We start from the raw sequence: 25607 nt of genomic DNA on the forward strand, positions 1-25607 counted from the left end.
AGCGTTGCCAGGCTGCCAAAGACAATATCAATCACGGTGCAGCCGGTTAATAAATTGCTAAGTAAACAGCCGAGGAAAAGGCCTGGTATGGCGGCCGGGGTAAAGGCCGGTAGGATACAGAGCATTTCGGATAGACGAATTTGAATTTCGCCGCTGGCCAAACCCAATGAACTGGACACAAAGGTTAGAACCACATACATGGCGGCAATCACCGCCGCCTGGGTAACAAAGAGAATACTAATTTTTTGCATAAAAAAAACTCCTTTAGTTTTGTTTTACGTGTGGAAGGTCACGAACACACGAAGAATAGCTGAGATAGATCTCATTATTTACCACTATAACGGATATCTAGATAAAAAGCAAGAGAAAATGTCCGAATTACGGACATTTTCAAATAGTGAAGGGCAGTTTCAGTTACTTGCCAGACTTTTCTTATAGGTTTCATAATCCTGGTAAACTTGTTCAGAATAAGCCAAACACCAGTCTAAAACAGCATGATCAAAACCATCGTCGGTGCCTAAATAGCCATTGATCCAGTTGGCATAGGGGCTTTGAACATGAGCGCGAGCCAGAGATACCCCACAATTAATAACGTATTGTTTAAAGGTCTCAAAATCCAGTTCTGACAGATCAACCGTTCCTTTCATATCGCGAAACTGACGGACGTAAAAATCCATTCCTTCGGCGGCCGAAAAATATCCGAGAAAGGGATCTGAAGCAGCTTGAAGAATCTGTTGATGACTGACCACCCGATAACCGTTGCCCAAGCCATGGGTCATGGTATCCGGAGTGGTGAAATTTTTCTGATTGTACTGAGTAATCGCCGACTCATTCGCTTGCTTGATCTGCAAAACAAGATGGCTTTCATCTTCACAGGTCAGTACCAGAAGGTAACAGCGGGTTCCGATACTGCCAACGCCCACTACCCGTCGGGCAATATCCGTTAAAACATGTTGAGACAATAGCATTTCGATATCAGGACGAACGGTTTTCAGGTATTGTCTGAAATATAATTCCACTTCATCGATCAGTTTGGCATCTAAATGGGTGGTAATCGGTGGACTTTCGATAAAGATTCGGCGACCAAACTGATCGGTTTCAGTCATTTTTGAGATGACCTGACTAGAGGTTCTCTTTTTGGCTTTTTTGATAATCTTCTCAAATTCTTCTCGAGATGCATCCGAAAAACTCTCAAGAAAGAGTTCTTCATCACCAAGGATGAAATAACGTTCGAGGGAGGTCATATCCGACATCAAGTCAAGACCTTTACGGTAGAATGATGCGGTTTGAAGCGCGGCTTCCCGGATCTTTTTCGCATCAAAACCGAAATCATGAGCACAGAGAATAATACTGGTAATCAGGCGCTTCAAATCCCATTCCCAGGGTCCAGGGGCAGCTTCGTCAAAGTCATTGAGATCAAAAATCAATCGCCGTTCGGGAGAAGCGTAAAATCCAAAATTGCCAATATGGGCATCACCACAGATGGTTACATGAATACCAGATTGGGCCTGCTGGGATAAATCATGCGCCATTAACAGAGCCGTTCCCCGGAAAAAAGCAAAGGGCGATGCGGTCATTTTTTCATGGCGAAGAGGAATGAGTTCAGGGATGCGAAAGTAGTTCTGACTCTCAATCATGGCAACGGGGTCACGATCGACTGGATGAAAAATGGCTTGGGCTGAAAAAGGGATTTTTTCCCGAATGGCCCGACCGCTGTTGCGATTCATTTTCGCTGTCGGAATCTGCTGATTCCTGGTTAAACCGACGATCATTCATTAACCTCCTGGGTTTAGGTTTTAATTAGGAAAGACAAAGCCAAGCATCATTTAATGTTAGTAACCGGCCATTTTGACCATATATTTTATGCTTTTATTTTAGCATGGTTGATAAAAATTTGATAGTAGAATCCGCATAGCAATCGTGGTTTCAACAAAAAAAGTCTGAACCGAAGTCCAGACGTTTCAGAAATAGGTGCAGATCGGGTAATGATTAGGGGACTTATTCAGAGACTATAAAATAACCTGATGGTTGTCACCAGCCATAGAACAGAAGTCGGCAACGCCGTTTTCGATAGCAAAGATTTCAAACAGGCCGTCGCCAACTGCATACATTCCGGCCAGGCCAGGCATTGCTTCCAGGGCCTTTGCCTGAGATTCTGGGGTTGTACAGAAAACGGCATTACCTTGCAGACGCACCCATTTACCATCTTTTGTAGCAGAAATCTCGACAGCGGGATTGGCTTTCATTTGAGCATAGCTGGGTTTTTTGTTATTGGTACAAAGACAGAGTTTCCCGTCATAATCCATCACAAATCCATAAGGACGAACCTTAGGCTGATTGCCATCCACTGTAGCTAAAAAGAAAACACCACAGTCATTTAAAAATTCAATTACTTCGTTCATCTTTACCTCCTGATAAACATTGATTTATTTTGTTTAATTTAGTATGATTATAACAATGCCAGAATAAAAAACAAGTAGGCAGAAAATTATGACTCAGAAACAAATTTCTGAGTGTGGAGAGAAAAATGAAAGACAACCATTGTATAAACGGCGAAATATGTCCGGTTAATCAGGCGGAATCTGATCAGGACAATCATTGTGTGAAACCGGAGTGTACCATTAAACAGGCACTAAAAATGATTGATGGTAAATGGAAACTCCCAATTATCTGTACATTGGGCGGGCAAACCATGCGGTTTAATGAACTAAAAAGAGAAATCGCCGGGATTACCAGTATGATGCTGACAAGTTCTTTAAAAGAACTGGAGGAATGTGGCATTGTTTATCGGGAATCTTATCATGAGGTACCCCCAAAGGTGGAGTATTCATTAACCGATGAAGGACTCAGCTTGACTCCAATTTTGTTTGACTTGGGTCATTGGGGAAACAAACTAAATATGATGAAGGATAAGGTAAATGGATAACCAGGAAAAATTTGTAGCATTAGAAAAGCTCATCGGGAACACACCCTTGCTAAAAATCAATTTTTTATATCAAGGGCAGCCCCGGTTTGTATACGCAAAAGCAGAGCATTATAATCTTACCGGCAGCATCAAAGATCGGGTGGCCTTGCATATCCTTAAAAAAGCCTATGAAAAGGGTGAGATCCATGAAGGGGAAACGATTGTTGAAGCCACCAGCGGAAACACCGGAATTGCCTTTACGGCTGTTGGCACCTGCCTGGGACATCCGGTCGTGATCTATATGCCCGATTGGATGAGTGACGAACGAAAAAACCTGATCCGTAGTTATGGTGGTGAAGTTCGGCTGGTGTCCAAAGAAGAAGGTGGTTTTTTAGGGAGTATTGCCCAATGCGGGGCCCTGGCTGCTGAGGGGAATGCCTTTCTGCCCTGCCAGTTTTCCAATGAAGAAAATACCCAGGCTCAGTATCAGCGCACGGCCCCGGAAATTGATAGCCAATTGGCGGCTTTTGGGGTAACCGCCCAAGCGCTGGTTGCCGGGGTTGGAACGGGCGGAACGGTGATGGGCTTGGGCCGGTATTTCAAAGAAAAGAACCCCGAGATTAAGGTCCATCCCATGGAGCCGGTCAGTTCACCGACCATGTCCACTGGTTATAAGGTTGGCAGCCATCGGATTCAGGGAATCTCTGATGAATTTGTTCCGGATCTGATAAAATTGGAAGAACTGGATGACATTATTGCGGTCGATGATGGGGATGCAATCATTATGGCCCAGAAGCTGTCCAAAGAATTAGGTCTGGGGGTAGGGATTTCATCCGGGGCCAACTTTATCGCTGCCATCATCGCCCAGGATTTATTGGACGACCCCAATGCGGTGGTGGTCACCGTCTTTGCCGATGATAATAAAAAATACTTGAGCACGGACTATGTTAAGGAAGAAAAGGTAAAATCAGAATTCTTATCAAAAGATGTCAAGCTGTTGGATTTTGAAGTCAGAAAATAAGCTGCGGTAAACAATGCACCAAGAAAGTAGATGAGGGAAAAAAATGGAAACGGAATATGTTGATGTTACGATTGAAAAAACCAAGAAAATTGCCTTAATTGCTCATGATGGAAAAAAAGCAGAGTTGTTGGATTGGGCCGTCCGGAACAAAGAAATATTACAGAGCCATTTTTTATGCGGCACCGGAACCACCGGCCGGCTGATTCAGGAACATACCGGATTACCGGTACAAATTTTTCAAAGTGGTCCATTAGGCGGTGATCAACAGATCGGGGCCCGGATTGTCGATGGCAAGATTGATATGCTGATCTTTATCTGGGATCCCATGGAAGCCCAGCCCCATGACCCGGATATCAAGGCCTTGCTGAGAATTGCTACAGTTTATGATATCCCGGTGGCCAATAATCTGGCGACGGCAGATTTTATCATTCACTCGCGGTTTATGGACGAAGAATATGTGCATCCGATTGAGGATTATGCCAAACAAATGAAAAGTAGACTGGAAAATGTATTAAAGTAGAAAGAGGAAAAAATGACATTAACTTACAAGCCCCAGGGCGTTTGCATTCGCAACATGCAATTTGATCTAACCGATGATGTGGTCAGCAATCTGGCCTTTGAAGGCGGCTGTGACGGGAATTTGAAAGCCCTGGTTAAACTGCTTGAGGGAAAATCGGCGGATGAAATCATTGCGATGTTTAGAGGTCAAACCTGTGGAAAAAAACCAACCTCCTGTATGGATCAGCTGACTATTGCACTGGAAGAGGCCCGAAAGGAAAAGCAATGAACGGACAGAAAAGAAGCGACGTTAAGATTGGTGCCTTAGTTGAGATTGTCTTAAAGGCGGATCAGCGCAGTGGCAAGCTGACCCAGGGCCGGGTCGGCAAACTGCTGACGAAAAGCCCTACTCATCCCCACGGCATCAAGGTGATGCTCACTGACGGACAAGTGGGCCGGGTCGCCAAAATAGTTGAAGATCCCCAATAGTCAAAATAGCAAAAAAAGCGTGCCATCTGTGAAGAGGCACGCTTTTTTAGATTAATATTTTTATCACGGTTGTACAGGAATCAGTTTTTCACTAAAGCTTTTAACAAAATTATCGAATCGATCAGGTCCTAACAGCAGAATCCGGTTGGGAGTTTCCACCAGGATGGCGGTATTGCCGTTGGCAAAGACGGCAGCTTCGGTGCCATTCTGGAGCAGGAAGATGCCTTCCCGGTAAGCGCGGGTTTCTGTCCCGACCACCTTGGACACAATGGCATACTCGCTCTGATCGAGACTGACCATCTTAGCCGAGAGGATATCGGCCTCGGGATAGGTCTCAAAGGTGAAGCCCGTGGGGAGTCGCAGCGATAATTCGTCATCTTTGACGGTAATCCCGGCCACCAGGGGAACCACCACAAAGATCCCCAGGATCAAAATCAGGACAAGACCGCCGACGACCATTTCCTTAGTCGCATTGCGGCGCAGCTCCGGGTCGTCCGGGTAGGTTTTGAAGGTATAGATGGCTTTCCAGAGAAGCAGTGCCAGTACGGCTAAAAGTGCAAAAAAAAGCGGATTAATGGTATGTAAAATAGAGACAAAGTACATCATGTTGTATAAACCACGGTTCTGCCCAGGGGGGAACCGTTACCCTTCGTTAAATTAATTTTGTCTTTTCATATTGAGAAAGTTCCAGACTGAGTTCAGAGGGAACTTTCTTTTTGATTGTTCCGATCTGGACACTGAAATAATAGTAATTATAGTATTCAATCATCGAAAAAGCATAAAGGATCAGGCCGAAAATATTCATCGTCATAAAAAAGGCCTCGGGCTTTAAAATTACCAGATAGAGTAAGTATAGCGGATAGAGGGCGAATAAAGCCAGATCCAACTTTTTCAGCACCGCAAAAACTGGCATCACCCAGTCCATCGGGTTGCGGGGGTTGTCCAGCAGCTGGTAACGATAATACCAATATCCAGCGCTTTGGAGGATAATAAAAATCAGTACCCCGCCAGGAATCAGCAGGCGCAGATCCAGGGGCTGACCGGTGGAGTCGGTGAGCAAATACATCAGCATACCGCAGACCAGGGCGGTGATCAGTTCGCTCATATACAAACGGTTCATTTCTTTTTTGGTTTTCTCGGTCATTTATAACTCCTTGTCAATTTTGGGCGGTGCGGGAAGTTCGGCTACCCTTTTTTTACTGTGCTGAATAAAGGTGTCCAGACGCTTGCGGTTAAAGTAAAGAACAGCAATCAAGACAGCATAAATGGTTACCGCAATCATAAACTGGGTGGGTCTGTCATCCATAATTCCGGCACCGATCATGGTGTTGATAAAAACACTGGGGGTTCGCGCTAACATGACGATCAGGATAAAGGTTTTTACTGGCATGGGCGAAAGACCAGCGATAAAACAGAGCATGTCATCGGGAAAAAGCGGAAAGAGAAAAATCAGAAAAAGAACGGTGTTGAGTTTTGATTCTTTAATTTGATCGTATTTTTCAATCAGTTCCGAACTGACAAAGTGGATGACGAAGGGGCGGCCAAATCGTTTCGATAAAAGAAAAACGATGATCGAGCCGGCCAGGGTACCGGCTGCGCTGATCAGGAAACCGCCAATGGTGCCGAACAGGGCGCCGCCGACCAGGCCCACGGTTCCGCCGGGAATGGGGGCGATGATGATCTGGAGCAGCTGTAATAAAAAAAATGCCAGCGGGGTCCAGATGCCAAATTGTAAAAGAAAGCTCTGCAAGGTGTCAAGTGTTGAGAAAATTTCCATTTCTTACCTCGATATCTTTTAATCATTTTAGCATAAAACCAGCAGATCCACACCATCTTTTGGGGGATCTGCTGGAAGTAAAATGTTTATTTAAGAAATCGCCAGAAAGTCGGTATTCACTTAAAATTATTGCTTAATATTTCTCTGTCTCAAAAGCGGCCCAGGGGATCGCCACGGCTGCGCCGTTAGTGATGATATCGTCGACGTGCATCAGCAGCGGGAAGTCTTTGAGTTTAACCACGCCCCGTTCGGCCAGCCGTCTGACGCAGCGGGCGGTGCGGGTGGCGATGACGATGGATTCTAGGGTCACGCCTTCCAGTTCGGCGATGGCTTTTTCAAAAGACCAGCCCTGGCCCAACAGGGTGCCGATTTTTCGGGTGCGTCCACCAAAAATGGTAACGTAAAGATCGCCGGCACCATAGATAATATTTTCTTCACCGCCGCCGACAATGGCCAGCAGCTGTTTCATTTCTTTGACGCTCTGCCCGAAGAGAGCGGCCTGGGAATTATAATGCTCTTTACCGGTACCGTCGGGACCAAGAGCCAGACCGACCGCCAGGGAAACCCCCAGAGCATAGGCGTTTTTCAGAGCGACCGCACATTCAACGCCGACCACGTCAGTGGACAGACTGATATGATAATAGTCGGTGGAAAAGAGTTTTTTAAAGCGCCGCAGAATTTCCATGTCCTCACCGCAAAAAGCTACGGCTGAGTGATCCTTGTCGGCCAGTTCATAGCTGGTGCAGGGGCCGCCGATAGCATTAATGGAGAGCTTTTTTCCAGCCGGCAGTTTACTGATAAAGTAATCGGGGTAGGTAATCATCGATCCGTCTTCTTGGTCGATCATGCCTTTGGTAACCGAAAGCACCGGAACCGAGTCGGGGATCAGCGGCAGGATCTTTTCACAGAACCAGTCCACCCCAAAGCTGCTGACGCCACACAGCACAGCATTGGTGCCATCCAGCGCCAATTCGACATCTTCAAGCTGATAATACTTGATCCCCTCTTTGGGCAGCTGGCGTTTCAAGGTTGGATGAAAGCCGGTTAATTCAGCAGAATTAATAATGTCCCGATCCAGGTGTGTTCCTACCAGGCGGACTTCATGGCCGTTTTCTGTGGCCGGAAAGGTCAGGGCCGAAGCCATTTGGCCGGCCCCCACAAAGGTTATGATACTCATGATAAGTCTCCTTTTCTCGTTTTTTATAAGTGATTTAAAAATCAGGTTTTATTCAGACCGACGGCATCCCGGGACGCGGAGAGGGCCTCGTAAAAGACTGCTTCGTTTCTCATAAAGGCGCTCAGATAGAGGATATCGATGATGGTCAGTTGGACAATTCGGGAGGCCATCGCTTCGGAATGGTATTTTTTGTCGTTGGTGGAGCTGGATAAAAAGATATCCGCCTGTTGCGCCAGGGTTGAATTTTCAAAACTGGACAGGGCGATGATCTTGGCCTGGTTCTTTTTGGCGATGGCGACGGTGCTTAACACTTCCAGGCTTTCACCGGTATGGGAAACGGCAAACAAGACATCGTCGGCGCTGGCATGGGAGGCAATAATATTCATAAAATGGGGGTCCGGATAACTACAGACATTGAGACCGATTTTACCGAACTTATGCATGGCATCCATGGCAATGGAGGCCGAGGCACCGACGCCGAAAAACAGCACCCGTTTAGCTGCCAGCAGGATGTTCAGGGCGGCTTCAATGACCGCGTCCTTTAGGGAATGTTCCAAATCATTGATGGCAGTGATGGTGTGGCCGATAACTTTTTTCTTGATGGTATTGATGTCATCATCCCCGAGAATTTCCTCAATAATGCTTTCAGAGGGGGTATCTGAAAACTCCTTGGCCAGGTTAATGCGAAAAATCTGATAGGAACTGTAATTCAGCTTTTTTAACAGCCGCATCACCGTGGTTTCGCTGGTATGACATTTTTTCGCCAGCTCGGTAATCGACAGCAGCGATACCGTATCGGGATGGTCTAAGATGTAATTGGCAATCACCTTTTGGGTGCTTGAGAACAAGTTGTACTTGGTGCGTATTTCAGTTAGCAATGAAGTCAATGAAATGGCCTCCGATCTATTTTCTAAGATCATTATACGTCAAAAAAAGTGGTTTGACAATTGCCGGAAGCTTAATAAAGTTAATAATTGACGCAAAGAGTATTGACATCGTTGGTTTATGGTGATAGAATGAGTTTAAATTCAACGGTCATAAGTAAACGACAGTAAATTTCAAACGGACCGACGTTTTTAATCAGCAGTCAGAACAGCTGCCGATATTTTTTTAGGCGTTAAGAAAAGGGTTACATCAACCCGTTTCAGCCATTTTTAATTCACACCAAGGTTTCATTAAGGAGGAAAGAATGAAAGCAGTATCTATGTATAAACCCGGCGATTTGCGGGTGGAAGAGGTTCCTTTGCCAATTGTGCAGGCCGATGAAGTGATGGTCAAGGTACGGGCGGTTGGTCTGTGTGGATCTGATATTCCCCGGGCCCTGACCTATGGCGCCCATATTTCGCCAATTATTATCGGGCATGAGTTTTCCGGCGAAATCACTGAGTTGGGGACGGATATCGAAAGCTTCAAGGTTGGCGATCGGGTCGTGGTACCACCACTTATTCCCTGTTTTGAATGCGAATGGTGTCAAAAAGGCATTTATTCCCTCTGCGAACATTACGACTATTATGGTTCCCGCCGCAATGGTGCCCTGGCTGAGTATGTGGCCGTGAAAGAAGGCAACCTGCTGAAAGTACCGGACAATGTTTCTTATGAAGATGCCGCCACCATCGATCCTTGTGCCAATGCTTATCACGGTTTGGCCCGGGCCAATTTTCAACCAGGTGACTCGATCTGTGTCGTGGGGACCGGACCGATCGGTTTATTTGCCGCCCAATATGCCAAACTTGCTGGCGCATCCCAGGTGATTGCCGTCGATGTCTGGGATGCAAAACTGGAAATTGCTAAAAAAGTCGGTGCCGATGTCACCATCAACTCATTAAAAGAAGATGCTGTGGCCGCAGTTATGAAAGCCACCAATGGAAAAGGCGCCAACATCGTCATTGATTTTTCCGGGGTACCCACAGCTCAAAAACAATGTATTCTGATGGCCAGCAAAATGGGCCGGGTGGTCTATCTGGGGATCTCCCATAAAGGTCTTGATCTCAGTGAAAAAGAACTGGATACCTTGATGCGAAGCCAGCTGAGCCTGATCGGTTCCTGGAATTCGTTTACCAAACCCTATCCCGGGGAAGACTGGACCGAATCCTTAAAAATGTTTGCCGAAAAAGGCATGACAGCCAAAGACATTATCAGCCATCGTTTACCGCTCGATGAAGTGCCCAACGTTTTTGCCGAAATAGCCAAAGGTGGTTATTTCTACAATAAAATAATGTTTTATCCATGGGGGGAAAATTAAATGAACACGGAAAAGTATTTTATGGGTGTTGACACCGGAACACAGAGTGTCAGAGTTGTTGTGACGGATATTAAAGGAACCGTTATTGCCGGTGATGAACAGGTTTATGAAACCTTTTATCCCCAGGCTGGTTGGGCCGAACAGAAACCGGCTGACTGGTGGAGTTGTTTTAATGAAGCAGTCAAAAACGTGATGTCGTCCCTGTCAAAAGAAATCCGCCACCAGATTCAGGCGGTCAGCGTCTGCTCCACCTCATCAACGGTTATTCCGGTGGATGAACAAGGCAACCCGTTAACCGATGCGATCATGTGGATGGATACCCGGGCCAAGAAAGAAATGAAAGTCATCAATGCAACCAAACACCCGGTTTTAGCATACTCCGGTGGCGAAGACTCGGTGGAATGGATGATTCCCAAGGTACTATGGATCAAAAACAATCAAAAAGATATCTATGCTAAAAGCCATAAAATCATTGAACAGCTGGATTGGATGAACTATCAGCTTTGTGGGGTTTATGCGACCTCGATCTGTAACTCAACCTGTAAATGGAATTATATCGAGTGCGAAGGCGGCTGGAATGGCGAATTCTTCAAACAGGTTGGTTTGGAAGATTATGCTGAAAAACTGGTTCTGGATGTTAAGCATGTCGGCGAATTCGTCGGTACCATCAACCGTGAATTTGCTGATCATTACGATATCAACCCGGAAATGAAGGTGGTTCAGGGCGGGATTGATGCCCATATCGGGATGCTCGGTTTAGGCGTTGCCAAAGAAGGCAAACTGGCCATGATCATGGGGACCAGCTTTGTCCAGTTGGCTTTCTCGGAAAAGAAACTGAACCTCAACGGCATCTGGGGCCCCTACAACAATGCCATCGTGCCTGACCAGTGGTTATTGGAAGGCGGCCAGATTTCGGCCGGTTCGATCATCAAATGGTTTATGCGAGAATTTGAGATGAGCACTCACGAAAACCCCTATGCCTATATGAACGAACTGGTTGCCAAAATCCCGGCTGGCTCCGAAGGTCTGGTGGCCCTTGATTTCTTCCAGGGCAATCGGACCCCTTACAAAGATGCCAATGCCAAAGGGGTGATTTACGGCTTAACCCTGAGCCATACCAAAGCCCATATTTACCGGGCCCTGCTTGAATCGGTAGCGCTTGGCACCAAGAATATCATCGATAACTTTGAAGCCCAGGGCTGTCCCATCAACATCATTGTGGGCTGTGGTGGGGTCACCAAAGACGCCACCTGGATGCAGATCATTGCCGATGTCACCGGTAAGCCAATCGTGGTCACGGAAGACGCCAGCGCCAGTGTGCTGGGTTGTGCCATCGTCGCGGCGGTTGGTTCCGGTGCTTACGAATCCTTTGATGCCGCAACTACCGGCATGGTCAAAGAAGCCTATTCGGTCCAACCCAATAAAGACCTCTACGCAACCTACCAGGGTGTCTTTGATACCTATACCGAAATCTATGAAAACCTCAAAGACACCATGGCCAAATAAGAGACCATTGATTTACGAAAATTAGGAGAATGAAAATGACAAACAAGGAAATTTTAAGCCATATTGACCACACCCTGTTAAAACAATTTGCCACCTGGGAAGAGATCAAGGTGATCTGCGACGATGCCATTGAATATGAAACGGCATCGGTATGCATCCCGCCGTCTTATGTTAAAAAGATCAAAGAGACCTATGGGGAACAGCTGAATATCTGCACCGTGATCGGTTTTCCGCTCGGTTACAATACCACGGCGGTCAAGGTTTTTGAAGCGATTGAAGCGGTTAGCAACGGCGCCTCAGAAATTGATATGGTCATTAATATCACCGCCCTGAAAAACAAAGACTATGACCTGGTCCAAAATGAAATTGCCGAAATTAAACAGGCTATCGGCGACAAGATCCTCAAGGTGATTGTCGAAACATGTTTCCTGACCGAGGATGAGAAGGTCAAGGTCTGTGAGCTGGTGACCAATGCCAAAGCCGACTACATCAAAACTTCCACCGGGTTTGGGACCGCCGGGGCAACCATCGAGGACATCCGTCTATTTAAAGCCAACATCGGCCCAGACGTAAAGATGAAGGCCGCCGGCGGGGTAAAATCAGTCGAGGACCTAATGGCCTTTATCAACGAAGGCTGTGCCCGCATCGGCACCAGCTCCGCCGTTAAACTATTAAAAGGTGAAGCCGTCAGCGGCTACTAAGCCGAATAAAGCCATTCAAAAAGCATCCAACAAATTGTTGGATGCTTTTGTTGTATTGGGAATGATCACATCCAGCCTAGGTACTTAAATCCCGACGGTTAAAGGCCACAAAGGTCAATCCGAAAAAGACCAGCGAGACAATCAGTAAAATGGCGGCGGAATTGAATGACAGCTGATCATTGATCATCAGGGTGGCCCCTTCAAAATACTTAAAGGGGGTGAAGATTTTCAGAAAGGACAGCTTATCATATAAATCCACTGCCACGGATAAGATGAAAAACCCCATCACCAGCCCGGAGGCAGCGGCAGTAGCCTGTTTGGTGTTTTTTAAAAGCGATCCAAAGAGCGCGCCCAAAGCTAAAAAGAACAGCTGCAGGATAAACAGCGCCAGCATCGTCAGAGAAACCTTGTCGATGAGGCCATCACCGTCGTTATGCTGAGCGATGAAAAAAACCGAAGCGGCAAAGGTCACCATGTTAAAAATCAAAATATTGATGACCCCGGCCAACAGCTTGGGGCTGATGACCTGAAACCGGCGCACCGGTTTGGTATAGATAAAATCGGCACAGTGATCGCGTTCTTCCTTGGACACTACCACCGCCCCGAACATCACCGCATGAATAGCGGCCAGCAGCATAAAGTAGAGAAAGAACACCGAATAAAATCCGGCGACCTTGGTAATATCCACCGAACCGATCCCAAAAACTACCATAATTTCTTCGGGAAAGGCCGCAAATAGAGCGTTGACGTCCACTTGGGAATCGGCAAAACCTTGGTATTTCATCATTCCGGCAAAGATAATGAAAACCTGGGCACAACACCAGATGATCAGCGACTTGATATTGGCTTTCATTTCTTTTTTAAATACATTCATGGGTAACGCCTCCTTTTAGGCTAGATCGATGGCAGATCTTTTCTGGCAAAAAGCTTGAAGGTCAGAAAAATAAACACGCCAACTAAAACAAACCATAACAGTAGGTTCAGCGAATCGTAATTCATATTCTTGGATATCTCGGAGAGATTGAAATAATCAAAGGGTGAAATAAGGCCCAGCTTTTCATCTTTCAAGGTTTCGTTGAGCAGATGGATAATATAGAAAATAAAGACCACCCCCATACTGATCGGCAAAACGGTGCGGATCCGCCGTAAAAATACCGACACAAACAGCCCCAGACTGGCAAAAAATATCTGGATAAAGAGCAAACTCAGGGTGAACAGGGTAAACAGCTCGACATCGTAGGAGTCGGTGCTGAGCAGGGTAACCATGATCAGGGAAGCCGTAAAAACAACGGCATTGGTGATCAGAATCTGGATCAGTACAGCCAGGATTTTCATGGATACTACCCGGTTGCGGCTGACTGGTTTGACAAATAGAAAATCACCGGTTTTTTCCCGGACTTCTGCAGAAATAACCGAAACGCCCATATTCATGGCCTGGATGGCGCCAGCCAGCAAAACGTACATCAGGGCAAATTGATAAAAACTTAAAATGCTGGCAAGCTCCAGATCGGCCACGCCGAAAGCTTGCTGGAATTCAATGGGAAAACTTTCAAAGACTTTTTGGAAGTCCTCCAGTTGACTGGCAATGGATGGGTAAAGCAGCATAAACAGGCTTAATACCCCAACCAGCGAGAGGCACCAGATGATCAGGGTTTTGCGGCCCATCCGCAGTTCCTGCTTCAGGATGTTCATGGCTGGTCCTCCTTCTGATAATAATGCATAAAAATCTCTTCAAGACTGGGCTCCTCAACCAGCAGATTAATCAGGTTCTGGCCCTGCAGGCGCTCAACCATCCGATTGATATCGCCTTTAAATAAAAAATGCAGGGTGCTTTCATCAACTGTAAGATTGGTGACCCCTTCCAGATTAAAGTGATGCACATCGATAACGCCCCGATAATCGAGGGTGAATTTTTTATAATTGTGCTTTTGCATATCGCGGATATTTTCCACCCGGACAATGGTACCGTCTTTAATGATGGCCACCCGGCTGCATAGCTTTTGAACCTCAGAAAGAATATGGGAGGAGAACAACACTGTGGCGCCTTTCTGGTTTTCCATCCGGATCAGTTCAAAAAACTTCTGTTGCATCAGCGGGTCCAGGCCCCCGGTGGGTTCGTCCAGAATAATCAGCCGGGGTTCGTGGAGCAGCCCCTGAATGATACCGACTTTCTTTTTGTTCCCATAGGACAGGTCATCGATGCGCTTGTTTAAATCAAGATCCATGACCTCGGCCAGACTTTGTATCCGTGTGTAGTCGACATTGTCATAGAAGCTGGCCGAATAATTGAGAACTTCACGGACCTTCATGTGCTCATAGTAAAAGACTTCTGAAGGCAGGTAGCCGATATCCCGACGAATTTCGTTACCATATTTAATGCAGTCTTTGCCAAAAATTGTAGCTGAGCCGCTGGTGGGATGGATCAGCGACAGCAGGGCCCGAATCGTGGTGGATTTACCAGCCCCGTTGGGGCCGATAAAACCAAAGATCTCGCCTTCTTCCACAGAAAAGGATACGTTTTCAATGCCTCGATGTTTTCCATAATATTTTGTCAGTTGATTGATTTCAATTACATTCATGCAGATCCCCTTCTTTCAAATTTAATTGGGTGTGCTGCAATTATTTTACCCTAATAAAGCAACAATAAACAAAGCTTCGGCTGGGAATAAGGGAGAGACAGAAAAAATAATTACATGTTGTGTTTGAGTGATTGTTCAAAGGGAATATAATAAAAGATAATGAAAAATATGGGAGGCTATCAAGATGGAAAAAGAAGAAGTTCGAGACCTGATTCTGAATATATTTAACAACCGTTATACCTGCAAGGGCTATGATGCCGATAAAAAAGTCAGTGATGAAGATTTTACTGTGATCATGGAGGCGGCCCGGCTTTCCCCCAGCTCCATGGGGCTGGAACCCTGGAAATTTGTGCTGCTAAATAACCGGGAGATTCGAGACAAGATAAAACCCTTTGCCTGGGGGGCAGAAGTCAGTCTCCAAGGTGCCAGTCACTTTGTCCTGATTCTGGCCAGAAAACCGGTTGATCTGAAGCCGGATTCTGACTATGTGGAGTACATCATGAACGATATCCAGCATTTTACCGATGAATTGCGAGCCGCCCGGAAAAATAAACTGCAGAGTTTTCAGGAAGATGATCTGAAAATAACTGGTAATGACCGGGCTTTTTTTGACTGGGCTTGCAAACAAACCTATATTCCTCTGGCCAATATGCTGACGGCCGCAGCCATGCTGGGCGTGGATTCCACCCCAATGGAAGGGTTTAATACCGAAAAGGTCGAAGCCGTGCTGGTTCAGGAGGGAATTCTCGATCCCGTCCACTTTGGATTATCCTGTATGATTGCCTTTGGTTATAAAAATCGGGACCATCGCCCCAAAACAAGACGAACAGCAACTGAAATTCTGGAAACAATTGAGTAAGTAGCCCGATCATTACTTACTTGCAACTGATATTGGGAAAATGGTGATTGTTATTTGTGACAATAATAAATAAAAAAAGTGGTTTTTATGATAAAAAAATAGGAATTTATTTAATTTTGTTATATAATAATGAAATGAAGACTAAAAAGTAAACCTTTACAGATGTCAGACAGAGATTTTAACGCTTTATTTTGGATCGCAGCGTGAGTGCTAAGGGTTGGATGAGGAGATAAAAGAATGGAACCAGCAGCGGCGAGTATACCTTTGATCGTTGGACTTGTTATTGCAGTCGGGATTCTTCTGATATTATTAGTTCAAAGTAATAAAAGATTGAAAAATAATCGTGAGGAAACAAAAAGCATCAAGGATATCTGCAATACCTTCATTGATAGTTATGAGACGGTCGTTTATTTAAAAGATGAACAGTTGAACTATCGCTTTATTAATAAGGCGGCGGAACCTCATTATCGGAAATCGGTGACGGAAATCATTGCTCTGGACGATCAGAGACTGGATGCCGAAGCATTCGGGCCATCAATCATTGAGACGGATCAACAAGTTATTGAAACCAAAGAAATCACTGAATATGAAGAAAAACACAAAAATCGCATTTACAAAATAAAAAAATTCCCAGTGAAATTAAGAGAAAATCGGATGGGGGTCGGGGCTTTTATCCGGGAAATTACGGATGAAGAAAAACTGATAAAAAAACAGGAACGGGTATTGTTCCGAAATAAAATATTGGTTAATGTTTTAAGTAAGAATTTCAGAAATGACCAAAAGCAGCTGGATTACGTGTTGCACGAAGCCCTGAAATTGACCGAAAGCAGCATTGGATATATCTGTTTTTATCATGAAAAGAAACAGCAGTTTACCCTCAAGGCCTGGTCAAAGGGATTGATCAAAGGGTCTGAAATGGTAGCACCGAAGCTGAACTACCGATTGGAAGAGGCGGGGGTCTGGGGTGAAGCCGTACGTCAGCGAAAACCGATTATCAGTAACACGGATGTCGCAGAACCGACATCAGCACAGGAACTGCCCGGGGGGCAGAAAGTTATGGGGAATACTATCGCAATCCCCATTTTTATTGATGAAAAAATCAAAGCCGTGGTGGGCTTTGCTGGTAAAGAAGACCATTATGGCGATAATGATGTGTATGAAATGACCGTGTTAATGAACGGCGTGCTGACCAATGTGGAAAGACGGATCATTCAGAAAAAACTGTTTGAAGAACGCAGTAAATATTTCCAAACGCTGATCTCGATTGGCGATGGGGTGATGGTGGTCGATCCCGCCGGCAAAATCGAAATGCTCAATAAGGTGGCCCAGAGCCTGACTGGCTGGACCAATGACGAAGCAAAAGGGCGGCATTATACCGAGGTTTTTGTTTTATCCCATGAAGATCGCCGCCAGGAAATTCAGGATCCCATTGTTATGGCCATGGAGACCGACCAGACCCAGGAACTAAAAAATCATGCCGTTTTAACGGCCAGGGGCGGATCGGTCTTTCACCTGGAAGACAGTGCGGCGCCGATCAAAAATGAAAAGGGTGAAACGGTTGGCATCGTCCTTGTTTTCCGGGATGTTTCCGAGAAAAAAGAGCAGCGTAAAGAGATTGAGTATCTGAGCTTTCATGATGCCCTGACGGGACTTTACAACCGGCGCTTTCTGGAAGCAGAATTACTACGACTGGATACCGAAAGAAACCTGCCGATTTCGATTATTATGGGCGATGTGAACGGCTTAAAATTGACCAATGACATTTTTGGCCATGCTCATGGGGATATTTTTCTCAAGAAAATAGCTGATGTGATGCGGCGAACCTGCCGGGCTGATGATATCATTGCCCGCTGGGGTGGCGATGAATTTGTAATTTTGTTGCCGAAAACCACTATCGAACAGGCAGTACAGATTAAAAATCGGATCAAAACCGAGTTTGCCAGAGATGGCGTTAAGGTGATCAAAGGAAATATTTCGCTGGGTTGTGATGTCAAAACAGCCATGGACCAGAGTATTATGGAATGCCTGGAATCCGCCGAAGAAAAAATGTATGCCGTCAAGATTCTGGAGCGGGATGATTTTAAGAGTACTACCCTGGATTCCATTATCACGACCCTTCAAAGTGACAGCCCTCAGGAAGAGGAACACGCCCAGCGGGTCAGTCAATGGTGTCATGATTTAGGTGTGATCATGGAACTCCCCCATGTGAAAATCAGACGGTTGAAACTGGCCGGCTATTTTCATGATATCGGCAAGATTGTCTTACATAAAGACTTGCTGGTTGAGAATAATGACCACAGCGAAGAAGAATTAACTGAAATCAAGAAGCATCCGATAATGGGGTATCGGATTCTCAATGCCTTTGACGATACGATGTCACTAGCCGATGCAGTGCTTCATCATCACGAAAGATGGGATGGCAGTGGCTATCCCAAGGGTCTAAAAGGTGAAGAAATCCCTTTTCTGGCACGGGTGGTGGCCGTTGCCAGTTGTTATGACCGTTTGGCTTCAGCGCAGGAAGGCGAAGTCCTGGGATTAAATCAAAACCCCCTGCTCCATCTGGAAAAAATGGAAGGGCAATTTGATCCGGAAATAAAACGGGAATTTATCAATATGATCAAAAACCTTCCCAGTTAGAACCGTTTAGTAGCATAATCAAAAGTCATCCCAGACCAAAAGCCGGGATGGCTTTTTTAATGTCGTATTTATAGGCCAGGAGTTTAGAGAATCACAATAAACCGGGCCCAACCACCGATCTCACTGCTCACCTTAATTTTCCCCTGATGCTCATCAATAATGGATTTGGCAATCGCCAGCCCCAGTCCATAGCCGCCAGTGGCTTTCGAGCGGGATTCATCGTAGCGGTAGAAGCGCTGGAAAATCTTGTCCTGCTGATCGTCGGGAATCCCGGCGCCGGTGTTAAACACCTCCAGCTGAATCTTATCACCAACGGGTTTAAGGGTGATTTCAACCAGTCCGTCATCATCGGCATGTTTAATGGCATTGTCAATCAGGATAGCCACAACCTGTTTGATCTTATTGGCATCGCCCCGATAAGAAAGGCCGGCCGCAATTTTAAGGGCATAATTTTTATGTTCCTCAAAGGCGGTGCTTTCAAAGGTTAAGGCAATGCTTTCCACGGCATGGCTCAAATCAAAAACCGTAAAAGCGCTGATGGTTTTGCTGGCGTCCAGTCGCGCCAGGGTGAGGAGATTATTAACCAGGGTATTCATCCGGGTTGACTCGGATTGAATATAAGAAAGATATTTGTTTGTCCCAATATCCCCCTCCAGCACCTCAGCATTGACGCTGATGACCGCGAGGGGCGTTTTCAACTCATGGCTGGCATCCGATATAAAACGCTTTTGTTTTTCAAAGGCTTCTTCCACCGGTTTAACCATCAGGTTGGCCAGAAAAAGCGACACAAAAAAAAGGACAAACAGGGTAATGCTGCCAATGATCAGTGAGGTGGTCAGCAGTCGATCAGCCATCGCATTGGAAATCCGCTGGTCGACAAAGACCAGCAGTTCACCATAGGGCTTGTCAACACTCAGATAGCGATAACCATTAAGGGTGCCGGAAGTTTTGTTTTTTTCCAGCATCTGATTTGCCAGATCCAGGATCTCCGTGGATACCTGGCTGGTATCGGTGTTGCCGTTGACAGAAAAGAGGTTAGTAGCCGGATTAACCTTAACTGAATAGGTTTTTTCCCGTTCAAATACATCCGGGGGCAGGGGCTGGCCAGATCCCGGCATCCCCGGGGATGCCGGGGGGATTGCCCCATCGTTATCGGCCAGGGCCGATAATAGCGCCATGCTCTGACGTTCACTGGACTGGTAGTTGAAATAGTTGATGGAACCAATAATTAATAAAAAAACCAGCGATAAAATAATCATAATGGTGGCAACAAAGCGGATTTTTAGTTTTTTGATCATATTGATTTACACTCACTCCGTCATTTCCAGAAAATAGCCGACACCCCGGTTAACTTTGATCTGTACCTGAGACCCCACAAAATTGATTTTTTTCCGCAGAAACGAAATATAGACCTCGACATTATTATACTCAGCTTCGCTGTCAAAGCCCCAGACCTTTTCGATCAGCTGCTCCTTTGAAATGATCTGGCGCGAATTGACCATCAGGGTTTCCAGCAATAAGAATTCCTTTAAGCCCAGTTTAACCGAAGCGGTGCCGCAAATAATCTCCCGGGTTTTCTGCCGTAATGTTAAGTCTCCCCAGCCGGGATCATTTGTGATTACTTCACCTTTGCGTCGGGTCATTGCCCGGATCCGGGCCAACAGTTCCCCGGTTTGAAAGGGTTTGGTAAGATAGTCGTCAGCACCGCAATCCAAGCCGGCAATTTTATCCTCCAGTTCAGTTTTGGCCGTCAGCATCAATACCGGGGTTTCAATTTTAACCTGGCGTAGTTCCTTTAGAACCATCAGGCCGTCTTTCTGAGGCAGCATAATATCCAGAATAATCAGATCGTAGATACCCGTCAGGGCATAGTCCAGACCCTTTTCCCCGTCCATGCAAATATCCACGCAATAATTTTCTTTTGTAAAGATGGCTTTCAGGGCTTCGACCAGCCCCCATTCATCTTCAACCAGCAATAGCCGCATGCGGAAAACACCTCCTCGAATCGATTGTGATCTTTTTATTATAGCATTTTTAATTGAACCAAGCTTGAACTCCAGCTTAAAAGATTCTTGCTTCAATCTTTATTCAAGCTAGTAAAACTATGATAGGCGATGTTAAGAACGTGTTAAATCACACAAGGAGGTACAACATGCAATTCAGGCATGAACACAAGCACTATATCAATTATCTGGACTATCTGATCTTGCGTAGCAAATTAAGAGCAGTGATGCAGCCCGATGTCAATACCAATGAAGATGGTGAATATCATATCCGCAGCCTGTATTTTGATAACTATCGGGATGTGGCCCTGCAGGACAAGATCAGTGGGATCAACCGTCGCGAAAAATTCAGAATCCGCTGTTACAACAAGGATTTTGAATTTATCAATTTGGAGAAAAAAAGCAAAATCAACGGGCTTTGTGCCAAGATTAAAGCCGAGATCACAAAGTCCCAGGTCGAAGCTATCCTGGCCCACGATACCAAATGGATGGCGACAAGCACCGAACCCCTGATCGTGGAGTTATACTCCAAAATGAAGTCGGGACAGCTCCAGCCCAAAACCATTGTCGACTATAATCGGGAGGCCTATGTTTATGGTCCCGGAAACGTCCGGGTCACCATTGACCGGGATATACGCACCGGTTTGTTCAGCACGGCGCTGTTTAATCCCGACCTACCCACTGTTGCCGCCGGTGATCAGCAGATGCTACTGGAGGTAAAATACGACAATTTTATCCCGGAGGTCATTGCCAAAATTATTCAACTGGATGGTCGCCGGCAAACGGCTTTTTCAAAATATGCCGCCAGTCGGATTTACTGCTGACAACTTATTTTGATTCAATACAATAAATCAATGAAATTTACACAATCAAAGCAACGAGGAGACACTAAATGAGTTTTAACGATATTTTCAATTCGAATTTTCTGGAAAACGTCACATCAGTATCACTGATCGATACCGCCATCGCCTTAATTCTGGCCTTTGGTATTGGTGTGTTTGTTTATCTGGTTCATAAAAAGACCTATAAAGGGGTGATGTATTCATCGGGATTTGGCGTTACCCTGATTGCCCTCTGTATGATCACCACCTTTGTGATGCTGGCCATCACCAGCAACGTGGTGCTATCATTGGGGATGGTGGGGGCACTTTCGATTGTCCGGTTTCGAACGGCCGTTAAAGAACCCCTGGATATTGCCTTTGTCTTCTGGTCGATTGCCGCCGGGATTGTTCTCTCAGCCGGAATGATTCCCCTGGCGATTCTGGGCTCGGTGCTGATCGGCATTATTTTACTGGTGTTTGTCAACCGCAAGCCCAATGAGATGCCCTATATTATCGTGGTCAACTGCAGTGACCGGGAAGCCGAAGCGGAAGTAAAAAAATATATTGCCGACAGCGTTACCAAAAGCATTATTAAAAACAAAACGGTGTCCAAAGCAGGGATCGAACTGAACATTGAGGTGCGGCTCAAAAATGACGACACCGACTTTATTAATAACGTGGTTGAGCTGAAAAATGTGAACCACGCCGTTTTGGTCAGCTACAATGGCGAATTTATGAACTAAGAGAGGTGACCGCATTGGCAGATCACAAGAATATTGAACGGATTTGCATTATCATTGGCATTGTCACCCTGATCATCGGGATTGGTTTCGCTTATTTCGGCGAAAGCTTCGGGATTACTGCCGGTACCAGCGCCGATTTAAGCTATGTGACGACATTATTTGATGACACGGTGGTTCATACCATCGATATTGAGATCGCCGAAACGGATTGGGTTAGTCTACAGGAGAACGCATCCGATGAAGAATATCAGCTTTGTGCTGTCACTGTTGATGGCGAAAAGCTGGACAATGTAGCCATTCGCCCCAAGGGGAATTCATCCCTTTCCAGCGTGGTCTCGTCGGATTCGGAGCGTTACAGTTTTAAAATTGATTTTGATAAATATAGTGATGGCTTAACCTACCATGGCCTGGACAAGCTGAACTTAAACAATATCATTTCGGACAATACCTATTTAAAAGAATACCTGAGTTACGACATGATGGCCTATATGGGGGTGGCAGCACCGCTATCCAGCTTTGTTAAGGTGTCTGTCAATGGCGAATATTTTGGACTCTATCTGGCGGTGGAAGGAGTGGAGGAGGCCTTTGCCGAGCGGAATTACGGCTCGGACGAGGGCAATATTTATAAACCCGACAGCATGCAAATCGGCGGCGATAACGAAATGGGTGGCGAAAAGCCGGATATGACAAATATGCCGGAGCTGTCCCAAATGCCAGATATGAACCAGGTGCCGGATCAGAGCAGCATGCCGGACTTTAGTCAAATGGGGAATATGGGCGGTGCCTCGGGAAATGATGTGGCGTTGATTTATTCAGACGATGAACTGTCCAGTTATGAGAATATCTGGGAAGGTACTGTTTTTGACGTCACTAGTAGCGACAAAGAGCGATTGATCAATTCGATTAAACAGCTGAATGCCGGGGAAAACCTGGAAGAAGTAGTGGATGTGGAAGCGGTGCTGAAATATTTTGTGGTTCATAATTTTGTTGATAATTACGATAGCTACACCGGCAGTATGAAACACAATTACTATCTGCGGGAAGAAGATGGCCAACTATCGATGATTGCCTGGGATTATAATCTGGCCTTCAGTAATTTTAGCGGCGGTGGCATGGGTGGTGGAACAACAACCACAGCAACCGCCAGTACTGATGAAGCAACAACCCTGGTCAATTATCCCATCGATACCCCGGTATCCGGTACTACCATGGACGAGCGGCCGCTGCTCAATGAACTGCTTTCCAAGGAAGAATATCTGGAACAGTACCATCAGTATTTTCAGGAATTTATCTCCGGCTACTTTGAAAGTGGCCAATGCACCGCGACCATCGATCAGGCTACCGCCCTGATATCGGAGTATGTCAAAGACGATCCTACCGCTTTCTGTACCTATGAAGAGTATCAGGCCGGGGTTGCTGTCCTGGAACAATTTTGTGAGCTCCGGGCTCAAAGCATTAGTGGCCAGCTAAATGGCACGATACCGGCCACTACCGAAGGACAGGCGGCTGAGCCAACCGCGTTACTCGATGGCAGCAGTCTGAATATTTCCGCCCTGGGCAGCAGTATGGGTGGTGGGATGGACAAAAACAGGATAACACCAACCGGTCAAGGGACGGATCAAACAGCAAGCTCCGATCCAAAGGCAAGCGCTCAGACAACCACAGCAACCACTCAGCAGCCAGCCAAAGGACAACCTCCCAATCGACCCGACGGAGATACAACCTCGGCAGCAGCAACCCCCCAACCGGTAGATAGCAGCGAATCAACAACCACCGCCGAGAACCAGACCGGGGATAGGCAGGCCGCTCCAATCAGTGAGAACGGTCTGCAAAATGACCGCACCATTCCCAATGGCGCGACAGCAACAAATTGGGATATACAGACCCTGATATTGTTCGGTGGATCCTGCCTGCTGCTGGTTATGGCTATTCTGGTGACAAAACTTTATAAACGATAAGCTTAAGTGGTTTGAGAGCTTTAAAGATAAACCTGACATTGAACAGCGACGGGAGCCTTAGGCAACTGCCGCTGTTATAATATAACCAAGGGGTTTCCGAAAGAAAAGATTGACTTTTATCACCAATTACCGTATAATCAACAAGCATGAAAAAATTGAATAATTTTTTTGTTCTACCTTAGGAGAGATGTCTGAGTGGTCGAAGGAGCACGCCTGGAAAGCGTGTGTACGTGTAAGCGTACCGAGGGTTCGAATCCCTCTCTCTCCGCCATTTAATTAAATGAAGAAATCCAATGATACAGCCGTTTAGTGGTTGTTTTTTTATGCCCTAGAATGGGTTTGACCCCTAAATTGACCCCTTGCAATTTTTTTCCATCTGTTCGGTTAGAAGGGTTTCCAACTCATCAATTTTCTTTTGCTGTTCATCGGTTCTGATTGCACTCAATATAGCATTACAGGCTAAGCTGAAAAGACAAAACAGGCGGAAAATAGGCTCATCAGAGCCGGTTCTGCGTGGGAGAATTCAGAGAACTTTATATTTACTAATCCGCTGGGCACCCATATCAAACTTGAAACGCTTTCGAAAAATTACAAGAAAATTGTGGACATGATGGGTCTGCCTGATCTGCGATTCCATGATATGAGACATACTTTTGCTGTCTTGTCATTGCAGGCCGGGGATGATATTAAAACCGTTCAAGAGAACCTCGGCCACCACTCAGCAGCGTTCACCATGGACACCTATGCCCACGTTACCGATGCTATGAGGAAGGAAAGTTCTAGACAGGATGGGAAGCCTTGATTCAGAGCCTTTAGGGATCATTAGCACCGATAAGGAGCCAACACTGGGATATGAGCCGGGAACGGCTCTTTTTTTATTGGGAGAAGTTATTGTAAACACGCTCATATAGGTGTATGATTAAAAAAAAAGTGTGAGGTGAGTTATGACGGTTGTAATTGAGGGGGCGTCAAGTGGTATTTGGAATTCACCAATAATTTCAGCTCTTATTGCGGCATTGATATCGGTTATAGGTACCTATTTGCTTAATAAGAAAATGATGTCAGATGAAGCAATTAAAAATAAGAAAAGAATGTGTTATAGCGATTTTTTAGCAGAATTTACGGCTAGAATAACTAATAATGAAAAGGATAAAAAAGATCTTATTTATGCGTATGAAATCATGAAGTTATGGGCATCTGAAAATGTGCTAATTTTAATAGTAGATGCATTGGAGACAATAAAGGGAGAATCAATTGAAGTATTAAAAATAAAGAAAGAATATGATGATGGTGTAATTGCAGAAGAGCAATATAAAGAAAAGTTAGAAAATATAAAATTAGAAAAATATCATAAAGTAGTAGAAGTTATGAGAAAAGATCTTGGCGTTAATACCGGTGAAATTAATGACAAAACTATTTCCGAGACCGTTTCAAAAATTGTGTAAACCTCGTGGTTGATGTAGAATAAATACATTAGCCAGGAGGTTTTTATTATGGCAAGAAGAAACGAAAGTAACGAAGAAAAAAATCGACGGAAATTAGTGGAAAGTTTTTTAAGCGAAAATCCCATCAAAGATCCAAATGACATCCAGGAACTGATGAAGGAAATGATGCGCCAAGTGCTGGAAGGCGGTCTCACCGCTGAATTGGATGACGAACTGGGTTATACCCGCTATGATTATCGGAACAAG

The 25607-nt window shown here is 45.5% G+C and carries 28 protein-coding genes, 1 tRNA gene and 1 pseudogene; 17 read left to right on the forward strand and 13 right to left on the reverse strand.

Annotated elements, in window-relative coordinates; all coding sequences use genetic code 11:
• The 3 genes from A3KS_RS0115875 to A3KS_RS0115885 form a co-directional block, all read right to left on the reverse strand.
• Positions 1-251: QueT transporter family protein (locus tag A3KS_RS0115875; RefSeq protein ID WP_026395739.1), on the reverse strand; the 251-nt coding region annotated here is incomplete at its 3' end.
• A gap of 159 nt (positions 252-410) precedes the next feature.
• Complete coding sequence (locus A3KS_RS0115880) at positions 411-1772, reverse strand: DUF2252 domain-containing protein (protein WP_051355946.1); 1362 nt, start codon at positions 1770-1772, stop codon at positions 411-413.
• A gap of 237 nt (positions 1773-2009) precedes the next feature.
• Positions 2010-2402 carry a pyridoxamine 5'-phosphate oxidase family protein gene (locus A3KS_RS0115885; protein WP_026395741.1) on the reverse strand — a complete coding sequence of 131 codons (393 nt, stop codon included), beginning with the start codon at positions 2400-2402 and terminating at the stop codon, positions 2010-2012.
• 125 nt (positions 2403-2527) lie between these two features.
• Between A3KS_RS0115885 and A3KS_RS0115890 the strand changes: the two genes are divergently transcribed.
• The 5 genes from A3KS_RS0115890 to A3KS_RS0115910 are packed head-to-tail and all read left to right on the forward strand — an operon-like array spanning position 2528 to position 4913.
• Positions 2528-2926 (forward strand): winged helix-turn-helix transcriptional regulator, encoded by a 399-nt coding sequence (locus tag A3KS_RS0115890; RefSeq protein ID WP_084505042.1) that lies wholly within the window; start codon positions 2528-2530, stop codon positions 2924-2926.
• The gene (locus A3KS_RS0115895; protein WP_026395743.1) at positions 2919-3926 is read left to right on the forward strand and encodes a PLP-dependent cysteine synthase family protein; all 1008 of its coding nucleotides are present in this window, start codon (positions 2919-2921) and stop codon (positions 3924-3926) included. The genes A3KS_RS0115890 and A3KS_RS0115895 overlap by 8 nt, the downstream gene beginning before the upstream one ends.
• A gap of 43 nt (positions 3927-3969) precedes the next feature.
• Complete coding sequence (locus A3KS_RS0115900) at positions 3970-4446, forward strand: methylglyoxal synthase (RefSeq protein ID WP_026395744.1); 477 nt, start codon at positions 3970-3972, stop codon at positions 4444-4446.
• Between the two features lie 12 nt (positions 4447-4458).
• Complete coding sequence (locus tag A3KS_RS0115905; protein ID WP_026395745.1) at positions 4459-4713, forward strand: TIGR03905 family TSCPD domain-containing protein; 255 nt, start codon at positions 4459-4461, stop codon at positions 4711-4713.
• The gene (locus tag A3KS_RS0115910; protein WP_026395746.1) at positions 4710-4913 is read left to right on the forward strand and encodes a YwbE family protein; all 204 of its coding nucleotides are present in this window, start codon (positions 4710-4712) and stop codon (positions 4911-4913) included. Before A3KS_RS0115905 ends, A3KS_RS0115910 begins: the two co-directional genes overlap by 4 nt.
• 63 nt (positions 4914-4976) lie before the next feature.
• Here A3KS_RS0115910 and A3KS_RS0115915 read toward each other — a convergent pair whose 3' ends face one another.
• The 5 genes from A3KS_RS0115915 to A3KS_RS0115935 form a co-directional block, all read right to left on the reverse strand.
• Positions 4977-5519 carry a PH domain-containing protein gene (locus A3KS_RS0115915; RefSeq protein WP_026395747.1) on the reverse strand — a complete coding sequence of 181 codons (543 nt, stop codon included), beginning with the start codon at positions 5517-5519 and terminating at the stop codon, positions 4977-4979.
• A gap of 46 nt (positions 5520-5565) precedes the next feature.
• Positions 5566-6057, reverse strand: coding sequence for a hypothetical protein (locus tag A3KS_RS0115920; RefSeq protein ID WP_026395748.1), 492 nt, complete (start codon positions 6055-6057; stop codon positions 5566-5568).
• On the reverse strand, positions 6058-6690 hold the full coding sequence (locus tag A3KS_RS0115925; RefSeq protein ID WP_026395749.1) for a TVP38/TMEM64 family protein: 633 nt from the start codon (positions 6688-6690) through the stop codon (positions 6058-6060).
• 133 nt (positions 6691-6823) lie between these two features.
• Positions 6824-7867 carry an NAD(P)H-dependent glycerol-3-phosphate dehydrogenase gene (locus tag A3KS_RS0115930; protein WP_026395750.1) on the reverse strand — a complete coding sequence of 348 codons (1044 nt, stop codon included), beginning with the start codon at positions 7865-7867 and terminating at the stop codon, positions 6824-6826.
• 41 nt (positions 7868-7908) lie between these two features.
• On the reverse strand, positions 7909-8754 hold the full coding sequence (locus tag A3KS_RS0115935; RefSeq protein WP_026395751.1) for a MurR/RpiR family transcriptional regulator: 846 nt from the start codon (positions 8752-8754) through the stop codon (positions 7909-7911).
• Positions 8755-9056: 302 nt separating this feature from the next.
• Between A3KS_RS0115935 and A3KS_RS0115940 the strand changes: the two genes are divergently transcribed.
• The 3 genes from A3KS_RS0115940 to deoC are packed head-to-tail and all read left to right on the forward strand — an operon-like array spanning position 9057 to position 12316.
• Positions 9057-10109, forward strand: a complete 1053-nt coding sequence (locus tag A3KS_RS0115940; RefSeq protein ID WP_026395752.1) for a galactitol-1-phosphate 5-dehydrogenase — start codon at positions 9057-9059, stop codon at positions 10107-10109.
• Positions 10110-11615 carry an FGGY-family carbohydrate kinase gene (locus tag A3KS_RS0115945; RefSeq protein ID WP_026395753.1) on the forward strand — a complete coding sequence of 502 codons (1506 nt, stop codon included), beginning with the start codon at positions 10110-10112 and terminating at the stop codon, positions 11613-11615. It abuts the gene before it with no gap.
• A 35-nt stretch (positions 11616-11650) separates the two neighbouring features.
• Positions 11651-12316: a deoxyribose-phosphate aldolase gene (gene deoC / locus A3KS_RS0115950; protein WP_026395754.1), complete on the forward strand. Its 666-nt coding sequence runs from the start codon at positions 11651-11653 to the stop codon at positions 12314-12316.
• Positions 12317-12392: 76 nt separating this feature from the next.
• On the opposite strand, the gene A3KS_RS0115955 is transcribed toward deoC, so the two are convergent.
• From A3KS_RS0115955 to A3KS_RS0115965, 3 genes are read right to left on the reverse strand one after another with little or no spacing between them, the layout of a single operon-like run.
• A complete protein-coding gene (locus tag A3KS_RS0115955; RefSeq protein WP_026395755.1) occupies positions 12393-13190 on the reverse strand; it encodes an ABC transporter permease subunit in 798 nt (265 codons plus the stop codon).
• A gap of 20 nt (positions 13191-13210) precedes the next feature.
• Positions 13211-14008: an ABC transporter permease subunit gene (locus A3KS_RS0115960; protein WP_026395756.1), complete on the reverse strand. Its 798-nt coding sequence runs from the start codon at positions 14006-14008 to the stop codon at positions 13211-13213.
• On the reverse strand, positions 14005-14895 hold the full coding sequence (locus A3KS_RS0115965; protein ID WP_026395757.1) for an ABC transporter ATP-binding protein: 891 nt from the start codon (positions 14893-14895) through the stop codon (positions 14005-14007). Before A3KS_RS0115965 ends, A3KS_RS0115960 begins: the two co-directional genes overlap by 4 nt.
• A 184-nt stretch (positions 14896-15079) precedes the next feature.
• Between A3KS_RS0115965 and A3KS_RS0115970 the strand changes: the two genes are divergently transcribed.
• Together A3KS_RS0115970 and A3KS_RS22830 are read left to right on the forward strand one after the other, a co-directional pair.
• Positions 15080-15754 carry an NAD(P)H-dependent oxidoreductase gene (locus tag A3KS_RS0115970; protein ID WP_035356550.1) on the forward strand — a complete coding sequence of 225 codons (675 nt, stop codon included), beginning with the start codon at positions 15080-15082 and terminating at the stop codon, positions 15752-15754.
• Between the two features lie 237 nt (positions 15755-15991).
• Entirely contained in the window at positions 15992-18391 is a 2400-nt protein-coding gene (locus tag A3KS_RS22830; RefSeq protein WP_051355947.1) for a diguanylate cyclase, read from the forward strand.
• A gap of 83 nt (positions 18392-18474) precedes the next feature.
• Here A3KS_RS22830 and A3KS_RS0115980 read toward each other — a convergent pair whose 3' ends face one another.
• The gene (locus tag A3KS_RS0115980) at positions 18475-19689 is read right to left on the reverse strand and encodes a sensor histidine kinase (protein ID WP_026395759.1); all 1215 of its coding nucleotides are present in this window, start codon (positions 19687-19689) and stop codon (positions 18475-18477) included.
• Positions 19690-19701: 12 nt separating this feature from the next.
• The gene (locus tag A3KS_RS0115985; RefSeq protein WP_026395760.1) at positions 19702-20376 is read right to left on the reverse strand and encodes a response regulator transcription factor; all 675 of its coding nucleotides are present in this window, start codon (positions 20374-20376) and stop codon (positions 19702-19704) included.
• A 167-nt stretch (positions 20377-20543) separates the two neighbouring features.
• On the opposite strand from A3KS_RS0115985, the gene A3KS_RS0115990 reads away from it, so the two are divergent.
• From A3KS_RS0115990 to A3KS_RS0116020, 7 genes and pseudogenes are all read left to right on the forward strand, one after another.
• Positions 20544-21218 carry a polyphosphate polymerase domain-containing protein gene (locus A3KS_RS0115990; RefSeq protein ID WP_026395761.1) on the forward strand — a complete coding sequence of 225 codons (675 nt, stop codon included), beginning with the start codon at positions 20544-20546 and terminating at the stop codon, positions 21216-21218.
• A gap of 68 nt (positions 21219-21286) precedes the next feature.
• Entirely contained in the window at positions 21287-21958 is a 672-nt protein-coding gene (locus A3KS_RS0115995) for a DUF4956 domain-containing protein (RefSeq protein WP_026395762.1), read from the forward strand.
• A 14-nt stretch (positions 21959-21972) separates the two neighbouring features.
• Positions 21973-23916, forward strand: coding sequence for a CotH kinase family protein (locus A3KS_RS21620; protein ID WP_051355948.1), 1944 nt, complete (start codon positions 21973-21975; stop codon positions 23914-23916).
• A 181-nt stretch (positions 23917-24097) separates the two neighbouring features.
• Positions 24098-24187: transfer RNA gene (locus tag A3KS_RS0116005), tRNA-Ser, on the forward strand.
• Between the two features lie 225 nt (positions 24188-24412).
• Positions 24413-24718: a tyrosine-type recombinase/integrase gene (locus A3KS_RS24310; protein WP_084505044.1), complete on the forward strand. Its 306-nt coding sequence runs from the start codon at positions 24413-24415 to the stop codon at positions 24716-24718.
• A gap of 142 nt (positions 24719-24860) precedes the next feature.
• Entirely contained in the window at positions 24861-25361 is a 501-nt protein-coding gene (locus A3KS_RS0116015; RefSeq protein WP_026395764.1) for a hypothetical protein, read from the forward strand.
• A 48-nt stretch (positions 25362-25409) separates the two neighbouring features.
• A pseudogene (locus A3KS_RS0116020) lies at positions 25410-25607 on the forward strand (IS256 family transposase); the annotation flags it as partial.

It is taken from the genome of Acetobacterium malicum subsp. dehalogenans DSM 11527, assembly GCF_000472665.1.
Lineage (GTDB): Bacteria > Bacillota > Clostridia > Eubacteriales > Eubacteriaceae > Acetobacterium > Acetobacterium malicum.

Excerpts from the sequence above, each read along its gene's own strand:
- A3KS_RS0115880 (WP_051355946.1), bottom strand. The coding sequence starts at position 1,772 with ATGATCGTCGGTTTAACCAGGAATCAGCAGATTCCGACAGCGAAAATG.
- A3KS_RS0115885 (WP_026395741.1), bottom strand. The coding sequence starts at position 2,402 with ATGAACGAAGTAATTGAATTTTTAAATGACTGTGGTGTTTTCTTTTTA.
- A3KS_RS0115890 (WP_084505042.1), top strand. The coding sequence starts at position 2,528 with ATGAAAGACAACCATTGTATAAACGGCGAAATATGTCCGGTTAATCAG.
- A3KS_RS0115895 (WP_026395743.1), top strand. The coding sequence starts at position 2,919 with ATGGATAACCAGGAAAAATTTGTAGCATTAGAAAAGCTCATCGGGAAC.
- A3KS_RS0115900 (WP_026395744.1), top strand. The coding sequence starts at position 3,970 with ATGGAAACGGAATATGTTGATGTTACGATTGAAAAAACCAAGAAAATT.
- A3KS_RS0115905 (WP_026395745.1), top strand. The coding sequence starts at position 4,459 with ATGACATTAACTTACAAGCCCCAGGGCGTTTGCATTCGCAACATGCAA.
- A3KS_RS0115910 (WP_026395746.1), top strand. The coding sequence starts at position 4,710 with ATGAACGGACAGAAAAGAAGCGACGTTAAGATTGGTGCCTTAGTTGAG.
- A3KS_RS0115915 (WP_026395747.1), bottom strand. The coding sequence starts at position 5,519 with ATGATGTACTTTGTCTCTATTTTACATACCATTAATCCGCTTTTTTTT.
- A3KS_RS0115920 (WP_026395748.1), bottom strand. The coding sequence starts at position 6,057 with ATGACCGAGAAAACCAAAAAAGAAATGAACCGTTTGTATATGAGCGAA.
- A3KS_RS0115925 (WP_026395749.1), bottom strand. The coding sequence starts at position 6,690 with ATGGAAATTTTCTCAACACTTGACACCTTGCAGAGCTTTCTTTTACAA.
- A3KS_RS0115930 (WP_026395750.1), bottom strand. The coding sequence starts at position 7,867 with ATGAGTATCATAACCTTTGTGGGGGCCGGCCAAATGGCTTCGGCCCTG.
- A3KS_RS0115940 (WP_026395752.1), top strand. The coding sequence starts at position 9,057 with ATGAAAGCAGTATCTATGTATAAACCCGGCGATTTGCGGGTGGAAGAG.
- A3KS_RS0115945 (WP_026395753.1), top strand. The coding sequence starts at position 10,110 with ATGAACACGGAAAAGTATTTTATGGGTGTTGACACCGGAACACAGAGT.
- deoC (WP_026395754.1), top strand. The coding sequence starts at position 11,651 with ATGACAAACAAGGAAATTTTAAGCCATATTGACCACACCCTGTTAAAA.
- A3KS_RS0115955 (WP_026395755.1), bottom strand. The coding sequence starts at position 13,190 with ATGAATGTATTTAAAAAAGAAATGAAAGCCAATATCAAGTCGCTGATC.
- A3KS_RS0115960 (WP_026395756.1), bottom strand. The coding sequence starts at position 14,008 with ATGAACATCCTGAAGCAGGAACTGCGGATGGGCCGCAAAACCCTGATC.
- A3KS_RS0115965 (WP_026395757.1), bottom strand. The coding sequence starts at position 14,895 with ATGAATGTAATTGAAATCAATCAACTGACAAAATATTATGGAAAACAT.
- A3KS_RS0115970 (WP_035356550.1), top strand. The coding sequence starts at position 15,080 with ATGGAAAAAGAAGAAGTTCGAGACCTGATTCTGAATATATTTAACAAC.
- A3KS_RS22830 (WP_051355947.1), top strand. The coding sequence starts at position 15,992 with ATGGAACCAGCAGCGGCGAGTATACCTTTGATCGTTGGACTTGTTATT.
- A3KS_RS0115980 (WP_026395759.1), bottom strand. The coding sequence starts at position 19,689 with ATGATCAAAAAACTAAAAATCCGCTTTGTTGCCACCATTATGATTATT.
- A3KS_RS0115985 (WP_026395760.1), bottom strand. The coding sequence starts at position 20,376 with ATGCGGCTATTGCTGGTTGAAGATGAATGGGGGCTGGTCGAAGCCCTG.
- A3KS_RS0115990 (WP_026395761.1), top strand. The coding sequence starts at position 20,544 with ATGCAATTCAGGCATGAACACAAGCACTATATCAATTATCTGGACTAT.
- A3KS_RS0115995 (WP_026395762.1), top strand. The coding sequence starts at position 21,287 with ATGAGTTTTAACGATATTTTCAATTCGAATTTTCTGGAAAACGTCACA.
- A3KS_RS0116015 (WP_026395764.1), top strand. The coding sequence starts at position 24,861 with ATGACGGTTGTAATTGAGGGGGCGTCAAGTGGTATTTGGAATTCACCA.